Origin of the sequence: Planktotalea sp. (assembly GCF_018607965.1) — a bacterium.
Lineage (GTDB): Bacteria > Pseudomonadota > Alphaproteobacteria > Rhodobacterales > Rhodobacteraceae > Planktotalea.
This window is the reverse complement of record NZ_JABBAM010000081.1, coordinates 1-17,235: the sequence shown is the minus strand read 5'-3', so window position 1 is coordinate 17,235 and position 17,235 is coordinate 1. Positions and strand designations below refer to the sequence as shown.

Annotated in this window: 12 protein-coding genes and 5 pseudogenes; 4 read left to right on the top strand and 13 right to left on the bottom strand. The window is 52.8% G+C overall.

Features of this window, described 5'->3' with window-relative positions; genetic code table 11:
- Positions 1 to 11 precede the first annotated feature (11 nt).
- Positions 12 to 2,489, bottom strand: coding sequence for a penicillin acylase family protein (locus QZ279_RS07675; protein ID WP_293449727.1), 2,478 nt, complete (start codon positions 2,487 to 2,489; stop codon positions 12 to 14).
- A gap of 117 nt (positions 2,490 to 2,606) precedes the next feature.
- Between QZ279_RS07675 and QZ279_RS07670 the strand changes: the two genes are divergently transcribed.
- Positions 2,607 to 3,479, top strand: a complete 873-nt coding sequence (locus QZ279_RS07670) for an NAD(P)-dependent oxidoreductase (protein ID WP_293449725.1) — start codon at positions 2,607 to 2,609, stop codon at positions 3,477 to 3,479.
- Positions 3,480 to 3,486: 7 nt separating this feature from the next.
- On the opposite strand, the gene QZ279_RS07665 is transcribed toward QZ279_RS07670, so the two are convergent.
- Together QZ279_RS07665 and QZ279_RS07660 are read right to left on the bottom strand one after the other, a co-directional pair.
- Positions 3,487 to 3,822: an SMR family transporter gene (locus QZ279_RS07665; protein ID WP_293449723.1), complete on the bottom strand. Its 336-nt coding sequence runs from the start codon at positions 3,820 to 3,822 to the stop codon at positions 3,487 to 3,489.
- A 12-nt stretch (positions 3,823 to 3,834) separates the two neighbouring features.
- On the bottom strand, positions 3,835 to 4,290 hold the full coding sequence (locus tag QZ279_RS07660; RefSeq protein ID WP_293449721.1) for an Lrp/AsnC family transcriptional regulator: 456 nt from the start codon (positions 4,288 to 4,290) through the stop codon (positions 3,835 to 3,837).
- A 113-nt stretch (positions 4,291 to 4,403) separates the two neighbouring features.
- Here QZ279_RS07660 and QZ279_RS07655 point away from each other — a divergent pair, with 113 nt between their 5' ends.
- Both QZ279_RS07655 and QZ279_RS07650 read left to right on the top strand, forming a co-directional pair.
- A complete protein-coding gene (locus QZ279_RS07655) occupies positions 4,404 to 4,610 on the top strand; it encodes a DUF6356 family protein (RefSeq protein ID WP_293449719.1) in 207 nt (68 codons plus the stop codon).
- Positions 4,611 to 4,615: 5 nt separating this feature from the next.
- On the top strand, positions 4,616 to 5,446 hold the full coding sequence (locus tag QZ279_RS07650; RefSeq protein ID WP_293449717.1) for a class II glutamine amidotransferase: 831 nt from the start codon (positions 4,616 to 4,618) through the stop codon (positions 5,444 to 5,446).
- A 125-nt stretch (positions 5,447 to 5,571) separates the two neighbouring features.
- On the opposite strand, the pseudogene QZ279_RS07645 reads toward QZ279_RS07650, so the two are convergent.
- The 5 genes and pseudogenes from QZ279_RS07645 to QZ279_RS07625 form a co-directional block, all read right to left on the bottom strand.
- A pseudogene (locus QZ279_RS07645) lies at positions 5,572 to 6,787 on the bottom strand (NADP-dependent isocitrate dehydrogenase).
- A 68-nt stretch (positions 6,788 to 6,855) separates the two neighbouring features.
- Positions 6,856 to 8,097 carry a multidrug effflux MFS transporter gene (locus QZ279_RS07640; protein ID WP_293449715.1) on the bottom strand — a complete coding sequence of 414 codons (1,242 nt, stop codon included), beginning with the start codon at positions 8,095 to 8,097 and terminating at the stop codon, positions 6,856 to 6,858.
- A complete protein-coding gene (locus tag QZ279_RS07635; RefSeq protein ID WP_293449713.1) occupies positions 8,094 to 8,738 on the bottom strand; it encodes a DsbA family oxidoreductase in 645 nt (214 codons plus the stop codon). Before QZ279_RS07635 ends, QZ279_RS07640 begins: the two co-directional genes overlap by 4 nt.
- Positions 8,725 to 10,239 (bottom strand): class I adenylate-forming enzyme family protein, encoded by a 1,515-nt coding sequence (locus QZ279_RS07630; RefSeq protein ID WP_293449711.1) that lies wholly within the window; start codon positions 10,237 to 10,239, stop codon positions 8,725 to 8,727. Before QZ279_RS07630 ends, QZ279_RS07635 begins: the two co-directional genes overlap by 14 nt.
- 95 nt (positions 10,240 to 10,334) lie before the next feature.
- Complete coding sequence (locus tag QZ279_RS07625; RefSeq protein WP_293449709.1) at positions 10,335 to 12,155, bottom strand: extracellular solute-binding protein; 1,821 nt, start codon at positions 12,153 to 12,155, stop codon at positions 10,335 to 10,337.
- Positions 12,156 to 12,484: 329 nt separating this feature from the next.
- On the opposite strand from QZ279_RS07625, the gene QZ279_RS07620 reads away from it, so the two are divergent.
- Positions 12,485 to 13,258 (top strand): 3-hydroxybutyrate dehydrogenase, encoded by a 774-nt coding sequence (locus QZ279_RS07620; protein ID WP_293449708.1) that lies wholly within the window; start codon positions 12,485 to 12,487, stop codon positions 13,256 to 13,258.
- Between the two features lie 112 nt (positions 13,259 to 13,370).
- Here the strand turns inward: QZ279_RS07620 and QZ279_RS07615 are convergent.
- The 5 genes and pseudogenes from QZ279_RS07615 to QZ279_RS07595 all read right to left on the bottom strand — a co-directional run.
- A pseudogene (locus tag QZ279_RS07615) lies at positions 13,371 to 14,657 on the bottom strand (branched-chain amino acid ABC transporter permease).
- 18 nt (positions 14,658 to 14,675) lie between these two features.
- Positions 14,676 to 15,685, bottom strand: a pseudogene (locus QZ279_RS07610) (branched-chain amino acid ABC transporter permease).
- Complete coding sequence (locus QZ279_RS07605; protein WP_293449706.1) at positions 15,685 to 16,128, bottom strand: hypothetical protein; 444 nt, start codon at positions 16,126 to 16,128, stop codon at positions 15,685 to 15,687. The pseudogene QZ279_RS07610 and the gene QZ279_RS07605 overlap by 1 nt, the downstream one beginning before the upstream one ends.
- Positions 16,125 to 16,839: pseudogene (locus QZ279_RS07600) on the bottom strand (ABC transporter ATP-binding protein). The gene QZ279_RS07605 and the pseudogene QZ279_RS07600 overlap by 4 nt, the downstream one beginning before the upstream one ends.
- Before the next feature lie 75 nt (positions 16,840 to 16,914).
- Positions 16,915 to 17,235, bottom strand: a pseudogene (locus QZ279_RS07595) (ABC transporter ATP-binding protein); the annotation flags it as partial.

The following is a 17,235-nucleotide window of genomic DNA, read 5'->3' as shown; positions in this document are numbered from 1 at the left end:
GGAAACGAGGGTCATCGTTCGTTTTCGTTGGGTATGAGAGTAGTGATGCCGACTGCTGCGGCGCGCGCGAGGCCTTCATCAAGTGACATTGGGATGTATTCACCGCGACGCCAAAGTGCGCCGAGATCATCGTAGTGACGAGAGAAAAGATGGCCTGACTGGCCTGTGGACGTGATAAACAGTGAACTGTCAGGATCCGTAAAATCATAGACACCACGATAGCCAGCACCATGCACGTTGTTGAACGCATCTTTGGCTGGACCGCCCTTGGTACGCCCCCGCATGAGCGTGTTGTCACCCCCTGATGTAGATTGGCGGATGTTCACAAAATAGCGCAGCACAGGCACGTCGCCCAGTACAGCATGATCATGGGTCGCTTGGTGTGCATCGCCCCAGCGCAAAGAGGCGAGATCGGTTGTGAAGTTTTCCTCTAGCCACAGGATTGCCGCATCGAGTGAGAGGCGCGCAATATCGGCGCACGTTTCTTTTGGGGACGATTGCAGGATATCGCACCACTCGGCCGCGCCGTCGATATCGCGGAAAACGCGCTCGATGAACAAAGGTTCCACATGTTTGAATTCGCTTGCGAGGGGGCCAAGTTCGTCTTTGATCAAGCGATCCTGCAACGCGCGCAGCCATGCGGAATAGATTAATGGCTCAGGCAGGTGTTCGTTCATCTCGCCGGTCCAGTTGGCCAATAATTCAAGAGCGATTTGGCGTTTACGCTCTGGTGTGCCGTTTGGTGTTGCTTCGCCTGTGAACCACAAATCGGCTCCGATCAGAGGCAACATCGTGCGCGCTGTGAAGCTAACCGTGTCCAGTTGTGCTTCAATAAAGCTGTCACGCGTGTGGACTTGGCGGTTTTGCATCAACAATTTCCAACGCTGAATGCGCTGGCTGTCACCCCACTCATAGCTGACGTGAACGGGGAACGGGCGCTGGACGAGTTTGTTGTTGGTGTTGCCGAGAATTCCACCTTCGGGGTCTTTGAATTCAGGATTGGTTTCGACGGGAAACATGCCTTTCCAGCGATTGGCGGCGATCCATCCCGGGCTGGGTAGGCGGCCTTTGCTTTGATGGTTTTGGTCACGTTCGGGCATTGCGCCGATTAATTTCAACGCGATTTTGTCTTTGTCCACCAAGGTCAGGTTTTGGGACGGCGCTATATAAGACTCGGCGCTGACCAGTGCACTTTGGACGTCGGCTGATTGCATAATGCCCATTGCAGCACTCATTGACGTGTCGCGCGCGCTAAGGGCAGTCCATGCGAGCGAGGCCACATGGCCCTGCGGTGTGATCGTCGCCAAATTAAAATCACTGCCTAATAGAACGGGCCCATTGTCTGTCCAACGCAGGGTGATTGTGATCGGATCGGCGTCTTTGATGTTTATGATTGATTTGCGTGTCACGAACGGTTTGAAACCGTCTGGCGTGTCATATTCTTCTGGGTTTTCAGGGTTCAGTCTTTCAATGTAGAGATCCTGATCATCAAGGTAGGATGATGTGATCCCCCAGCCAATTGAGGCGCTACGCCCTGCGAGGACAACCGGCATGCCTGGGATGGTTCCACCGATGACACCGCCTGCGGCCAACTCAAGACGCGTCAGGTACCAAATCGCTGGGGCTGTGAATCCAAGATGGGGGTCGTTTGCCATCAGCGTCCCCCCCGAAGCCGACCGTTCGGGCGCTGCGGCCCACGCGTTTGATGCCCCTGCAAGGCCGCGCTGAGGCGCTGGATGCAGAGGGTCTCGGCGATCTGTAACTGCGGCGTAACGTGGGAGAGGGCCGTCGATCAGGGATGCGTATTTCGGCAGTGCCGCGACACCTGTTCCGGGCATCTCGGGAAGGATATCAGACAATCGCGCTTCATCTGGGAGAATGAGAGAGGTGCGCGCGCGTAAAACTTCGTCTTGCAAATGACCTGATAGTTGCAACGCCATAAGCTTTGTCACAGCAAGTGAATCTGCAGGACGCCAAGGGGAAATGGCCGATCCGAACAAGAACATTTCGGGTGCGCCACGTCCCAATGCGCTTTCGTTAATTTCATTAATGCGCATATTTACACCAGCGGCGTAGGCCTCTAGGGCTTGGGTCGTGCGCGCGTCTTGGCTGCCAGTCGAGAGGCTGGCAAGGCGGTAAATATCCAAGCGGCGCATCAGAGTGTCGATGCTGACTGTGCGGCTGCCAAAGACTTCTGACAATCGCCCTTGGGCCGTGCGACGCAGCATAGTCATTTGCCACAAGCGATCTTGGGCATGTGCATAGCCCAGGCCATAGAAAACGTCGCCGTCCGTTTCACCAAAGATATGGGGAACATTGGCATTGTCGCGCACGATCTCAACAGGTTCGCTGATACCCGTTACTTCAAGTGTTTTCATGTAATTTGGAAGCGACCGCGCGGCGAGGAAATAGGCCATCAACGTGACGAGAACGGCCGCAACAATTGCGCCACCCGTCAGGCGTAACGCCCACTGAAAGATCATCAGCATTTTTAGTCACCCCGTTGCGTGTCGCTTGAGCCTTGCCGGAAGAGATCAGCAAACTTCTTGTCTTTGTGTCGCAGACTCGGCACTTGTTTAGGGTAATTGAATGAGAGGGAAAAGCCGATGGCAAAATGTGCATTCTTAGGGCTTGGTGTCATGGGATATCCGATGGCAGGGCATCTTGCGAAAGCGGGACATGAGGTTACGGTTTATAACCGGACTGGCGCGAAAGCGAAGGCGTGGGCCGACGCGCATGGTGGTGCATCTGCGCTAACCCCACGCGAGGCTGTTACAGGCGCGGATCTCGTTATGTCATGTGTTGGCAATGACGATGATCTACGCTCTGTTTGCCTTGGTCCAGATGGCGCCTTCGCGGGCATGGCCAGCGGATCTGTGTTTGTCGACCACACGACAGTCTCAGCCGAAGTGACAGCAGAGCTTTATAAAGCGGCGGACGCGGCACAAATCAGTTTTGTAGACGCGCCTATTTCGGGTGGCCAAGCGGGTGCCGAAAACGGTGCGTTGTCGATCATGTGCGGCGGTGATGCAGGTGCCTATGCGCGCGCTGAACCTATTTTGAAGGTCTATTCCAAGATGTGTCGTCGCATTGGCGACAGTGGTGCCGGTCAAATGACTAAGATGTGCAACCAAATTGCAATTGCGGGTTTGGTGCAAGGTCTGTCCGAGGCGCTGCATTTTGCAGAAAAAGCGGGTCTTGATGGGCGTTCAGTGGTTGAAGTGATTTCGCAAGGTGCCGCTGGATCGTGGCAAATGGTGAACCGCTATGAGACGATGATCGACGGTGAATTCGAGCACGGCTTTGCGGTCGATTGGATGCGTAAAGACCTGGGCATTTGCCTGGATGCCGCCGATGAAGTCGGGGCGAGCCTACCTGTAACCGCTTTGGTCGATCAGTTTTATAAGGACGTGCAAAAGCTGGGTGGGGGACGCTGGGATACGTCGAGCCTGCTCAAGCGTTTGCGCGCAATGGGCTAAATCTACGCTAGTGCGTTGAAGTGTTTGAGAAAAGATGGATCACAACGATTCCGCTAAGGATCATTCCAATACCAAGGATTGCGGGCAGGTCGAGTTTCTGCCCGTAAACCAAATACCCGATGCCCGCGATCAAGACGATGCCAAGCGCAGACCAGAGCGCGTAAGCTATGCCAAGTGGGAGCGAACGTAGCGCGAGTGCGAGCATGTAAAAACTGATCCCATATGCAATGACAACGATAACAGACGGCCAGAATTTGGAGAATTGCTCACTGGCTTGTAGGGCCACGGTGCCGATCGTTTCGCACGCGACTGCAACTAACAAAACGATGAAGTGAATTGGCACGTGTGTTGTCCTTTAAAGCGGAAGGGCTGTCGTTTCCTTGATCTCTTCCATCACAAAACTGGCCGAGACATCTGCAAGTGAAACAGATGCTGTTAGCTTTTGATAGAGCCTGTCGTAATCTTTCATATCTGCCACGCGTGCGCGGATCAGATAATCAAGATCACCCGACATGCGGTAAACCCCTTGGATCTGGGGGATAGATCGTGTTGCTTTGGCGAATTTTGCGGACCAATTTGTGTCATGCTGATCAGTGCGCACTTGGATTATGACTGATAAGGGCAGGCCAACCGCTTCTGCATCCAGTAGTGCGACCTTGCGTTTGATGATGCCTGCTTCGGTTAGCAGTTTTATTCGGCGCCAGCACGCATTGCGCGATAGGCTGACAGCTTCCCCCAACGCATCCAACGAAAGATCACTGTTAAGTTGCATTTGTTGCAGTATTCGACGGTCTGTTTGATCCATTTCCATAATAAACATTATACGTGGGATATTTTCACAATAAAACATCAAACTTTATAACATTTTGGGATTTGGTTCTGTCCTTCAAGGGTATCAAGATCAAACACCGAAGAGAGTTGTACATGCTACGTCGAATTTTTATGGATCATCCCGAAAGCGTTGACGAGAGATACTTTGAGCACATGGCCTTTGCACTTCGGTTTGCGGGGTGTTTAATACTGGCTGCGGGTGCTGCGTTGATCCACGCGTTCATACCTGCTGCTTGCGAAAAAACAGCGAGCAAAATTATTGCAACGCTATATGCACGTACGCACAACCGCGGGACTTAGGCGCTGTGTGTCGCTGGGCCGCGCATATTGGTGCACCGATTTTCCTATCTGAGTTGATCAGTGCGCCAGAACATTCCTTGATTGAACAAGCGCGGTCTTCTCAGAAATGCAAAACGGCGGTAAATGCGGATGGGTTTGGGGTTGCTTGGTATGCGCATCGTTCTGAACCCGGGCTTTACCGTGATGTATATCCGGCTTGGTCTGATCCGAACTTAAAAGCCTTGGCCGATCAAGTGAAATCGCCGATGTTTCTAGCGCATGTGCGCGCTTCAACCGGAACTGCGATTAGCCGCAATAACTGTCATCCGTTTGCCAGTGGAACCTGGAGTTTTATGCACAACGGTCAGATCGGACAGTTTGATCGTTTGCGAAAATCAGCGGATATGGCCATACCTGACGCGCTGTATCATGCGCGCAAAGGTGCAACTGACAGCGAGGCAATATTTTTGATTGCACTGGGTCAGGGGCTTGACCTTGCGCCCAAACTAGCAATGCAAAAAGCCGTGCGTATATTGCATGATATTGCTGTGTCGCAGAACGTAACGCCACGCTTGCGCATGGCACTTGCTTTCAGTGATGGGGAAACGTTGTACACAGTGCGTTACGCGACAGATGCCCATCCACCGTCGCTATATTATCGTCGCAACGATGCAGGCAACGGGTGGATTGTCGTGTCTGAACCTTTGCAGCCTCAGGATGATTGGAAAAGTGTCGCACCAAACAGTTTTTCTACCTTTCGCACAGACACCGTCACACATGAGGTCTTCGATGTGTGTTTAGATCCACTTGAGAAACCGAAGGACTTAGACGAGTTCGTAGATGTGCACTGCGCTTAAGGTTTTGTTGACGCTTATGACGTTTTTTTGGCGATCATTTGCGTTTGGTCTGAGTGTGGAAAAATAGCTTTTGAATGCAAAACGGCGCTTCGAAAAGCGCCGTTGCAATTGAATTTATTGGGGACTTAGCCTGCCAATGCGGCGCTCAGGTTTTCATCGACCTTTTCAAGGAAGCCCATCGTTGTCAGCCAGCCTTGATCTGGCCCAACCAAAAGCGCGAGATCTTTGGTCATATGACCGGCCTCAACCATATCAACGATGACCTTTTCCAGTGTTTCGGCAAAACCCATCAGCGCGTCGTTGCTGTCTAGTTTTGCGCGGTGCTTTAGGCCACCTGTCCAAGCATATATCGACGCGATAGAGTTGGTGGAGGTGGATTCACCTGCTTGGTGCTGACGGTAGTGGCGTGTGACGGTTCCGTGCGCAGCCTCGGCTTCGACGATCTTGCCATCGGGGGTCATCAACTGGGACGCCATCATGCCAAGGGATCCAAAGCCCCGCGCGACAACATCTGATTGCACATCGCCGTCGTAGTTTTTACAGGCCCAAACGAAGCCGCCGTTCCATTTGATCGCGCAGGCAACCATATCGTCGATCAGGCGGTGTTCGTACCAGATGCCTTTTTCTTTGAACGCATCCGCGAATTCGGCGTCATACACTTCTTGGAAGATTTCTAAGAAACGCCGGTCGTATTGTTTCAGGATCGTGTTCTTGGTGGACAGATACACAGGCCAGCCAAGGTTCAAACCATAGTTCAAAGACGCGCGCGCGAAATCATAAATCGACTTGTCGATGTTATACGTGGACATGAACACGCCCGCGCTGTCGGCTTTGTAGACCTCGTGTTCGATCTCTGTGCCGTCTTCGCCGACGAATTTCATCGTTAGCGTTCCCGCACCGGGGAATTTCATATCGGTCGCTTTATATTGATCGCCAAATGCGTGACGGCCCACAACGATGGGTTTGGTCCAGCCGGGGACAAGGCGGGGAACGTTTGAGCAAATGATTGGTTGGCGAAAAATCACGCCGCCCAGAATGTTGCGGATCGTGCCGTTGGGCGATTTCCACATCTTCTTAAGACCGAACTCTTCGACGCGGGCTTCGTCAGTTGTGATGGTTGCACATTTGACTGCTACGCCGACTTCTTTTCGTCTTTTCGGCCGCATCAATCGTGATCTGGTCTTCGGTGCGATCGCGCTCTTGAATGCTCAGGTCGTAATAAAGCAGATCGATGTCCAAATACGGCTCAATCAGTTTCTTTTTGATGAAATCCCAGATGATGCGGGTCATTTCATCGCCGTCCATTTCAACGATCGGATTGCCTACTTTGATCTTGCTCATGGGATATACCTTTTAAACATAGTGTTGCGACGTCTCTATCCCAGAAGTGTTAACAGGGGAATAACATATCAGTTTAGGGATGCGACGTCCGTTTCTTTCGAGCGAAGCCAAAGCAAAAGGAACGTTGCGATCGTGCAAAGACCAATGCTCGCGGCGGCGAGGGGGACAGGTGTGCCAGAAAACATCAGGCCAATGGGGATCGCAAACAGCGTGCCCACCAAGGTTGCGACACCGCCAAGGATAGATGCAGCCAAGCCCGCAATATGTCCAACGGGTTCCATTGCGAGTGCGTTGAGATTGCCAAATGTCATGCCCGCAAGAAAGAAGACAGAGGTTTGCCAGATCATGAAAACGGCGAAGTAAAGCCCGTCTGAGGGTGGCCAGAGACTAAAGGCAAGCATGATGACTGACAGCAGGATTTGAACGGCGAAACTGATGGTTACGACGCTGCGCATCCCAAAGCGAACCACGATGTTGGCATTCAAAAGCGATGCGGTGCCTGCAAGAATTGAAATCAACGCAAACCAATAGGGAAAACTATAGGCGCGATCAAAAGTGATGTCATAGATTGGGTGCACCATGGAGAGCATGCCAAACAAAAGTGCGAACATCATCGATTGGCAGGCAATAGAGATGCGAATACTACGGTGGCTGAACAGCTCTTTGGTGGCATGGATCAGGGCTTTGATACGAAACGGGCGACGTTGAGCGCGTTCTAGGGTTTCGGGCAAGCGCGCACCCATCCACATCATAGAGATCGCTGAGAAACACATGAATGCAACGAAGATTCTGCGCCAATCAGAAATTGCAATGATTCCAGCGCCAATCAACGGACCAACCGCAGGCACTAAGGTGAACACCATCATCACAAAGGACATAATGCGCGCCATTTCACGGCCCGAATAAAGGTCGCGGATGACGGCCATCGACACGATACGCGGACCAGCAGCGCCAAGTCCTTGCAACATGCGCGCGCCAAGCAGGACCTCTAGGGTGGCGGCGCGCCATGCAATGAAGGCACCAATGCAATACAGGATTGCGCCAATCAGCATGATAGAACGGCGCCCAAAACTGTCTGACAATGGGCCAACCACAAATGTACCAAGCCCCATGCCCAAAACAAAACTGGTCAAAACAAGCTGAACTTTGTTGGGGTCATCTGGACTAAGTGCGTCCGCGATTTCGGGCAGGCCGGGCAGCATAGAGTCGATAGAAAAGGCAATCGTTGCTGCGAGCATCGCAGAGAATGCGATGAACTCAACAGTGCCCATGCGCATCGTTTCAGGTGTGACTTTGGTGGATTGCATCATGCGCCTTTGTCGATCTGCGCCTTTATGTCGGTGATGATGCTTTTCCAGACGTCGACAGACTGCGCGCCCGGCACAGCATGCTGACCTGCAATGATGAATGTCGGCACAGAACTTACGCCCATCTTTCGAAAAGATGCATCCTTTTCACGAATGCCGTCCAGATCCTCACCAGTTGCCAAAAGGCGCTGAACAAGGGCGGCATCCATGCTGCACTCATCCGCGATATCGGTAAGGACTTCACTGTCGCCTATGTCGCGACCTTCTTTGAAATAGGCGCGAAACATTGCGGACACGACCATCGATTGGCGTTCTTCAATGCCTGCCCAGTGGATCAAACGGTGCGCGTTCAAAGTGTTGGGCGTGCGTTTGATGTCGCCAAGGTTCAGGTCAAGCCCGACTCCGCGCGCGTGTTCATCTATCTGTCCGTAGACTTTGACGGCTTGGGCCTTGCCGCCGAACTTGCCCTCAAGATAGGCGCGACGATCCATGCCCTCCAGCGGCATGTCAGGGTTCAACTGGAACGGATGCCATTCGATTTCAAAGGGATGTTCTGGTTCGGATTCCAATGCGCGATCCAGCAGGGTTTTGCCGATAAAGCACCACGGGCAAATCGGATCGGAAATGATATCAAGCTTGACCATAGTGGGCCTCTATTTGGCTGCGCAAAACACGGCGCAGCAACTTGCCATTGGCGCTGCTTGGGAACGTGTCGCATGGATGATAAATTCGAGGCTGTTTGTAGCGCGCAAGTTTGGCAGTTGCCAGAGCTTGCAGTGCGCTTTGATCAATGTCCGTCTCGGCGATGTAACACAGGGCGATTACTTGAACGCCGTCTTTGAGCGTGATCTCTGTCGCAGCGCATTGGGTTATGGCGCCCTCGCCAAGGAACGCCGCTTCGACCTCAAGCGGGGAAACCCGAAAACCACCTGCGTTCATCATGTCATCCGCGCGCCCCACATAGTGGATCGCACCTGTTTCATCGCGGCGACCTTGATCCCCTGTAAGGAACCACGCGCCGCTGAATTTTGCAGCGGTTTCTTCGGGCGCGTTCAGATAGCCCAGCATAAGGCCCGCGTCAGATTTATGGATCGCGATTGTGCCGATCTCGCCGTGTTGGATGGGCTGACCTGCGTCGTCTAGCAAGGCCACGTTTCGACCCCTTTGGGGCGTGCCAAGTGATGATGGAATCGTGGGACTGTTGGGGCTTGAAGAAATAAAGGTCGAGCATTCCGACATGCCAAATGCCTCATACACTTTTAGACCTGTGGCTGCGTTCCACTCCCTGTGCAGAGTTTCTGACATCTTTTCACCCGCGCTTAACGCGTGTCGCAGATGTGGAAATTCGGGCAGATCACACCGCAAGATTTTGCGAAACACGCCCGGTGCGGTGGCGAACATCGTGGCGTTGTGCTGCGCCAGCAGGTTTGGTAATTTTTCAACGGGCGTTGCGTTTTCTGGGATCAGGGCCGTCGCGCCTAGGGTCCAAGGGTCCATCAAGCCTGTGCCTAATGTGAAGGTCCAGTTAAACGCGCCTGCATGCAAGAGACGGTCGTTCTGGTTTAGATCATACCAGCCGTTATGCATCATCCTGCGTGCCCAGATCGCGCGGTGCGCATGCATCACAGCGCGCGGCGAACTGGACGTGCCAGACGTGAACACGATATAAGCGGAGCGCTCTGGATCACCCATGTGAAACGGTGCAGCGGGACGGTCATACATCGAACGCAATCGGGTGAGCGCGATACTTGGTGTGTCTGCCAATTCGGGTGCGGTGATCTCAGGGTCTTGCAAGATCACAGAGGGTGAAATGCGCGCTGCCATTTTCGTGATTTCGCTTTTGGTCAGTGCAGAGGACGTTGGCACGGCCACCATCCCAGCCGCAATTGCACCAAGGTAAGCAATGGGAAAATCAGCCGTATTGCCAAGGCGCAGCATAACGATGTCTGTGGGCTTGAAACCCGCATCTAACAACCCGGTCGCGACCCCAAGAACAGCCTTTGTAAGGCGTGCGTAAGTCCATGTCTCAAGCGTCGTTCCAAGCACCTCTAAGGCGAGTTTATCAGGTGTCTTTAGACCAGCCGCTAAAACATATTGGGCGAGGTTAAACGGTGACGGGCAAGGGGGGTGCGACAGATCAATCATGTTAGATTTGGGTATCGCACAGGAGTACTAAAGAGCAAGGGGGCCGCAGCAGAACTGCGCCCCCCTATTTCAAACTTGGTAAGGATGATCAGAGCCTAGTCTGCTTCGGACCACCACACCTCTGGCAAAAAACCGCTCCAATCGCCGTAGATCGGCAAGGTCTCAGAAAATTTGAGATCTTTGGCATGGGCGACATTGCTGAAGGGCCACTGATAGAGCGGGATAAAGTACCGCCCTGAAATCAAGATGCGGTCCAGCGCACGTGTTGCGGCGATGAAATCCTCTTGGGTCCGTGCGCCTAGAATGTTGTCGACCATGGCTTCGGCGGCAGGCACGTTCATACCCATCCAATTGCGACGACCGGGGGCTTCAACGCCCTCAGAGCCCCAATAGAGATACTGCTCATTACCCGGACTTAGGGACAGACCGATGCGATAGTAAGTCATGTCGAAATCATAGGTCGCGGTGCGTTCGGTGAACTGCGCATCATCGGTGGCTGAGATCACGGCCTTCACACCAATGCGTTCCAGCGCGTTGACGTAGATATCCATGATGGATTGGTTTTCTTGGTTGCCTTGGCGCAGTAAGACTTCGAACGTCAGCTGTTTGCCATCGCGGCCCATCATCTTGCCATCTTGGACTGTATATCCAGCCTCTTCGAGCAGCTTCATCGCTTTGCGGATGTTCTTGCGATTGCGCGCAGAGCCGTCAGACTCGGGCAAGGTATACCCCTCAAGCGCGCCTGCCAGCAGGTCGCCTTTGTAGGGTTCAAGCAAGTTTGCCACTTTGCCCGTTGCGGGACCTTCTTCCATCCCCAAAACCGAATTGGAGAAATACGAACTAATACGCGGCTGGCGACCACCCGTCAGCGTGTCGTTCACGAATTCAAAGTTGAAGGCATGGATCATTGCATCGCGCACGCGCCAGTCATCAAAGGGCGCGCGACGTGTGTTCATCACGAAACCCGTCATGCCTGTGGGGCGTTGATGTGGGATCGAGGATTTGACGACATCACCGCGCTGGACCGCTGGGAAGTCATACTGCGTTTCCCATTTCTCGGCATTGTTTTCGCGCATCATCTTCAATTCGCCCGCTTTGAACGCCTCGAACAAGACAGCGCCGTCGCCGTAGTATTCCATTTTGATTTCATCAAGGTTCATGGTGCCTTTGCGAAACGGCACATCCTTGCCCCAATAATCGGGGTTGCGGCGTAGCGTGACAGAGCGACCCGCATCAAATTCTGCGATCACATATGGCGAGGTCGCGATCGGGATGTCATCCAATGTGGATTGCGCGAAATCTTTGCCGTCCCATTGTGCTTTCTTCAAGATTGGACGCAGACCCGCGATCAGTGCGAGTTCACGGTTGTCTTCATTGAATGTTAAGCGAACGGAACGTGGACCTGTTGCTTCGATCTTTTCGATCTTGGACCAAAACCCACGATAGCGCGGGTGACCGATGGTGCCGAGGGTTTCGTAAGACCAAATCACATCATCCGTCGTCACAGGGCTGCCATCCGAGAAAGCGGCCTCTGCGCGCAGGGTGAATTCAACCCACTCCCGATTCGCGCCAGTTTCGACCGATTCGGCCAAAAGTCCGTAAAGTGAGAAGGGTTCGGCGTATGAACGGCCCATTAAACTTTCATAGGCCAAGGATCTTAATTGCCACGGAACCGAGCCTTTTCGAATGTGTGGGTTCAGAGAATCAAATCCTCCGACTTCGCCAAAATTGATGTCGCCGCCTTTGGGCGCATTTGCGTTCGCATAAGGGAGCGACACAAAATCAGGTGGAAGCGCGGGGTCGCCATACATAGCTATGCCATGCGCAGGCTGTGCGAAGCTTGGGATGGGCAACGCGCAGAGCGATAGCATGTAAGCGATGCGTCTGATGCGAGGTGCGAAAAACAGTGATCTCATTTGGTAAACAATCCCTTATGTGCTTAGCCTGTGGATAAAATTAGTAACGAAGCTTTCACAGCTTATCAAACTTTTTGCTTGGAGTACGGCGGCTTAAGGCTTATAGATTACCCACTGCTCGATAGGTTTCTTGCCTGTATGAAACCTGCCTCAATAACTACACCCCAGCTTCGTGCTGGGGTTTTTTTTTGGCTTTTGCGAACCTGAGCAGGGTCTTCACATCTGTATGTCCGATGTCGAAAAACCCCGTTTAACCCCTTATTTTGCTATCGCAGCATGATATGGAGGGCAGGAATTCAAACAAACAACAACGTAAGGAAGAGTGGGTTATGTCACTAGCAGATAAAACCGCCGTCATCACAGGTTCCAATTCGGGAATCGGCTTGGGAATCGCCCATGAAATGGCCAAGGCGGGGGCCAATGTGGTGCTGAATTCTTTTTCAGACCGCGATGAAGATCATGCATTGGCCGAGAGCATCGCCAAAGAGTATGGCGTCGAGGCGCGTTATATTCAGGCGGATATGTCCAAAGGCGATCAATGCCGTGCATTGATCGAGAAGGCAGGGGTTTGCGATATCTTGATGAACAACGCAGGCATCCAGCATGTTGCACCAATTAACGAGTTTCCCGTTGATAAGTGGGACGCGATCATCGCGATCAACATGTCCTCGGCGTTTCACACAACAGCCGCTGCTTTGCCAATGATGCGCAAGGCGGGATGGGGCAGGGTTATCAACATCGCCTCGGCACACGGCCTAACAGCCTCACCGTTCAAATCGGCCTATATCGCTGCCAAGCATGGCGTTGTGGGTATGACGAAGTCCGTTGCGCTTGAGACCGCTCAAGAACCGATAACAGCCAATGCGATCTGCCCAGGGTATGTGTTGACGCCTTTGGTCGAGGCACAGATCCCCGATACGATGCGGGAATATGATATGTCGCGCGAAGACGTGATCAAGTACGTGATGCTAAAGCGTCAACCGTCCAAAGAGTTCGCAACCGTTGAGCAGCTTGGTGGAACGGCTGTGTTCCTTGCGTCTGACGCGGCGGCACAAATCACGGGAACCACGATTTCAGTGGACGGGGGTTGGACTGCGCTTTGAGCTGAGCGCGCTGCGATTTTTCTAGAAAAATCAGGATCCTTGAAATACGAACGCCGATCCAATTGGGCCGGCGTTCGTCGTTTAAGTTTATTTGGAAAGATGAAGATCCAAGTTATTTTTCAGGGATCAATCCACGTGGGCTGAACCTGAGAACAAGGAGAAGCACCAGGCCCATCGTTAGGAGGCGCATATGTGCGGCACTTTCGAGCAGATGCGCTTTGAGCGCGCTGCCCTCCGCCATTCCAGAGGTAATAATGCCCATGAGCCAATGCCCTAGAGGTTCCACTTGGACGTAGAGGAACCAAATCAAGAAACCGCCAAGGATTGCGCTGAAGTTGTTACCAGATCCCCCGACGATCACCATGACCCATACAAGGAATGTGAAACGCAAGGGTTGGTAGGTTCCGGGGATGAACTGGCCCTCTAGCGTGATCATCATGGCACCCGCGAGTCCACAGATCGCGCTGCCGATGATGAAGACCTGCAAATGGCGCGCTGTGACGTCTTTACCCATCGCCTCTGCCGCGACCTCATTATCGCGGATTGCGCGCAGCATGCGACCCCAAGGGCTGTTGAGCGCGAGTTGCAGCATGACGACCAGTACGACCAGAACGATTGAGAAGATCAAAGAATAGTTGAGCTTCACAAACAAGGTTGAAGCTACGACAGGATCAACACCGAGGCTGCCCGCACGCTCAAGGAACGTCTCACTGCTTTGTAGATCAATCTCGCGTGGGACAATCCGTCCGAGCCCTGATTGAACGTTTTTCACACCGCATGTCATCCAGTCTTCGTTTTTGATGATCGCGATGATGATTTCAGCGATGCCCAGTGTCGCGATCGCCGATTAGTCAGAGCGCAAACCTAGAGCCGTCTTGCCAATCACCCAAGCCGCGCCTGCCGCGAGCAGGCCACCAATAGGCCATGACAGGATGATCGGCAGTCCAAGACCGCCTAAGAAGCCTGCTGAGGCTGGATTCATCTTTTCAATCGCCAGAACCGAAGGATCAAAGATGGCACGAAACAGCATGAAACCACCGACGAGCACCATCAAAAGCACCATTGTGCGTGTTCTGCTATGCGGTTTGCGTTTCATGACCTGCGCCGCCAACACGATTGTTGCAATCCCCATAAGGAGCGACACGATTAGGCCAAGACCGCCCGCTTTCCACGCATCACCAACAGGCGCGTGCGAAACTAAGACCGCCGCCAAACCGCCAAGCGCCACAAAACCCATGACGCCAACGTTGAACAGGCCCGCGTAGCCCCATTGCAGGTTCACTCCCAGCGACAAGATCGAGAAGATCAAACAGTAGTTGATGATGCCCAGCGACGTGTTCCGGCTTTCGGTCACGCCCGTGAAGATCAACAAGATCCGCCATGCAAACGAAGAGACCAATGTTTTTTCAAGGTAAAGTCATACCGATTTCCCCGAAAAGAGACCTGTTGGTTTGAACAGGAGAACAATGAGCAAGATCACGAAGGATACCGCGAATTTATAGTCGGTGCTGAGCAGTTGAACGAGGATAAATGGTTCTAGCGACTCTGGCATCATCTAGACAGCACTTTTTTCCATGCGTATGTGATTGTGATCTCCGAGAAAGCGATCACAAAACCACCCGCAATCGCACCTACGGGACTTCCAAGTCCGCCAACAATGGCCGATGCAAAAATAGGCAAAAGTAGCTGGAAATACGTAAACGGTTTAAAGCTTTTGTCGAGGCCGTAAAGGACACCAGCAATGGTACACAGCACCGCGACAATTAACCAAGTATAGGTCACGACACGTTCTGGATTAATACCCGAGAGCAGCGCAAGATCTTCGTTGTCAGAGTAGGCGCGCATGGACTTGCCTGTGCGCGTGCGGTTCAAGAACCAGAACAAAGCGATAACCACGACAACAGCCGTTATTACCGTAATGCCTTGGGATGTCTTGATCGCCAAACCTTCGCGAAGGCCTGTCATCTCTTTGAATTCACGTGCATTAATGATGAAACGCTCGCCATCTGAAAAGCGTTGTTCGCCCGGTCTAATCGCAAACTGCACAAGGCCGTTCATGATGAACATTACCCCCATGGAGACAATGACAAGGATCACAGGTTTGGCTTTTTGTTGACGGTACAAGCGATATACGAGACGGTCCGTTATGAGCAAAAGCGCCATGCAGCCAAGGATACCAAAAGGCAACGCCAGCAATGCGGTTGGAAGCGGTCCAAGGTTAATGCCAGCCGATTGCATCCACCACGTCACGAAAATTGTGAACATTGCCCCAGACGCCATTGTGTCACTGTGTGCAAAGTTGGAAAACCGCAAGATGCTATAAATCAGCGTCACACCAAGCGCCCCAAGCGCGAGTTGGCTGCCGTAAGCAATCGCGGGAACAATCACGAAGTTAGAGAGCGCGACAATCGCGTTAAGAAGATCGATCATTTGCAGGCTCCAAGGTAGTTAATGAACATGGGGCCATCCGCGTAGTGAACCGTGTAGCGCGCCGCGCCGTCCTGTGCGATGGTCAGCAGATGACGGGCGTCAAACCCACCACGCGCAAGCGACATTGCTTTGCCGGAGCTGACGCCGAGCAACGTTGCATCACCCGCGTCAGACACAAGGTCTGATTGAACGACCATATCTGTTTCCGTCAAACCGCCCGCGACAACATTCAATTGCGCGCCAAAGTTGGTTTCAGCGCAGGCCTCGCCCTCGAAACACTCTGTCTTAAAAACGCATTGCAGCGTGAATGTCACTTTTACGGGGGCTATTTCTAAGGTGAAGCTGTCTTCGGTTTGGAGCATGTTCTGCGCCAGAAGTGGTGGTGCGAGTACGACTGCGGCACATATGAAAGCTGCGGGTTTCAAAAGATGCATGCTCATCCCCCCAAGAAACTTCTGCGGACTTCGGGATTGTGCAACAGCGCTTGTCCCGTATCGGTAAACCCGTTCGCGCCTTGTACCAGAACATATTCTTTATCAGCAATTTCAAGCACTTGTATCGCGTTTTGCTCAACCATCAGGATTGAAATGCCTGTGCACGCAACCTCGATGATCCGATCAAACAGTTCGTCCATCACGATGGGGGAAACACCAGCAGTAGGCTCATCCAGCATCAGAACCTGTGGCTGTGTCATCAGGGCCCGTCCAACAGCAACCTGCTGACGTTGCCCGCCGGACAATTCGTCGGCCGCTTGCAAACGCTTCTCTTTCAAGATCGGGAACAACTCATAGACCTGCGCCAATGTATCCGCGAAATCGTCTTTGCGAATGAAGGCACCCATCTCAAGGTTCTATTCCACGGTCAGCGTTGTGAAAATATTCGAGGTCTGTGGAACAAAGCCCATACCCTTGGCAACACGCGCTTGCGGTGTAAACATTGGTAATGTCTTCGCCGTTTAAACGAACCCCGCCTTTGCGCAGGTTCAGCATGCCAAACACAGCCTTCATCGCCGTCGATTTGCCAGCACCATTTGGTCCAACAATCACAGCGATCTGGCCTCTTTCGACAGCAATCGTACAGTCGTGCAAAATGTCCGCACCTGTACCATAACCACCTGTCATGTTCTCACCAATTAGAAACGGCTCAGCCAATGTTCCATTCCTTTTTTGATTCTTAAATACCTAGCGCGCGCGCAGTAGAGGTGGGGCCAACATCCCAATCAAACATCAAGCGGTTTCCTTATTCTTCAAGCCAGTACCAAGATAGGTTTCGATGACTTGCTCATTGGCTTTGATCTCGTCAATCGTGCCCGTAGCAAGTTCTTTGCCCTCAGCCATAACAATGACTGGATCGCAGAGGCGCCCAATGAAATCCATGTCATGCTCGATCATGCAAAACGTATAACCGCGTTCTTGGTTCAAACGCAGGATCGCGTCGCCAACAGTGTTCAACAACGCGCGGTACACACCCGCGCCAACCTCGTCCAGAAACACGATCCGTGCATCGACCATCATGGTACGACCCAGTTCCAACAGCTTTTTCTGCCC

Bases quoted from the DNA above. Each gene is read 5' to 3' on its own strand.
- QZ279_RS07635 (WP_293449713.1), bottom strand. From the start codon at position 8,738: ATGGTCAAGCTTGATATCATTTCCGATCCGATTTGCCCGTGGTGCTTT.
- QZ279_RS07625 (WP_293449709.1), bottom strand. From the start codon at position 12,155: ATGAGATCACTGTTTTTCGCACCTCGCATCAGACGCATCGCTTACATG.
- QZ279_RS07640 (WP_293449715.1), bottom strand. From the start codon at position 8,097: ATGATGCAATCCACCAAAGTCACACCTGAAACGATGCGCATGGGCACT.
- QZ279_RS07620 (WP_293449708.1), top strand. From the start codon at position 12,485: ATGTCACTAGCAGATAAAACCGCCGTCATCACAGGTTCCAATTCGGGA.
- QZ279_RS07675 (WP_293449727.1), bottom strand. From the start codon at position 2,489: ATGCTGATGATCTTTCAGTGGGCGTTACGCCTGACGGGTGGCGCAATT.
- QZ279_RS07605 (WP_293449706.1), bottom strand. From the start codon at position 16,128: ATGAGCATGCATCTTTTGAAACCCGCAGCTTTCATATGTGCCGCAGTC.
- QZ279_RS07660 (WP_293449721.1), bottom strand. From the start codon at position 4,290: ATGGAAATGGATCAAACAGACCGTCGAATACTGCAACAAATGCAACTT.
- QZ279_RS07630 (WP_293449711.1), bottom strand. From the start codon at position 10,239: ATGATTGATCTGTCGCACCCCCCTTGCCCGTCACCGTTTAACCTCGCC.
- QZ279_RS07655 (WP_293449719.1), top strand. From the start codon at position 4,404: ATGCTACGTCGAATTTTTATGGATCATCCCGAAAGCGTTGACGAGAGA.
- QZ279_RS07670 (WP_293449725.1), top strand. From the start codon at position 2,607: ATGGCAAAATGTGCATTCTTAGGGCTTGGTGTCATGGGATATCCGATG.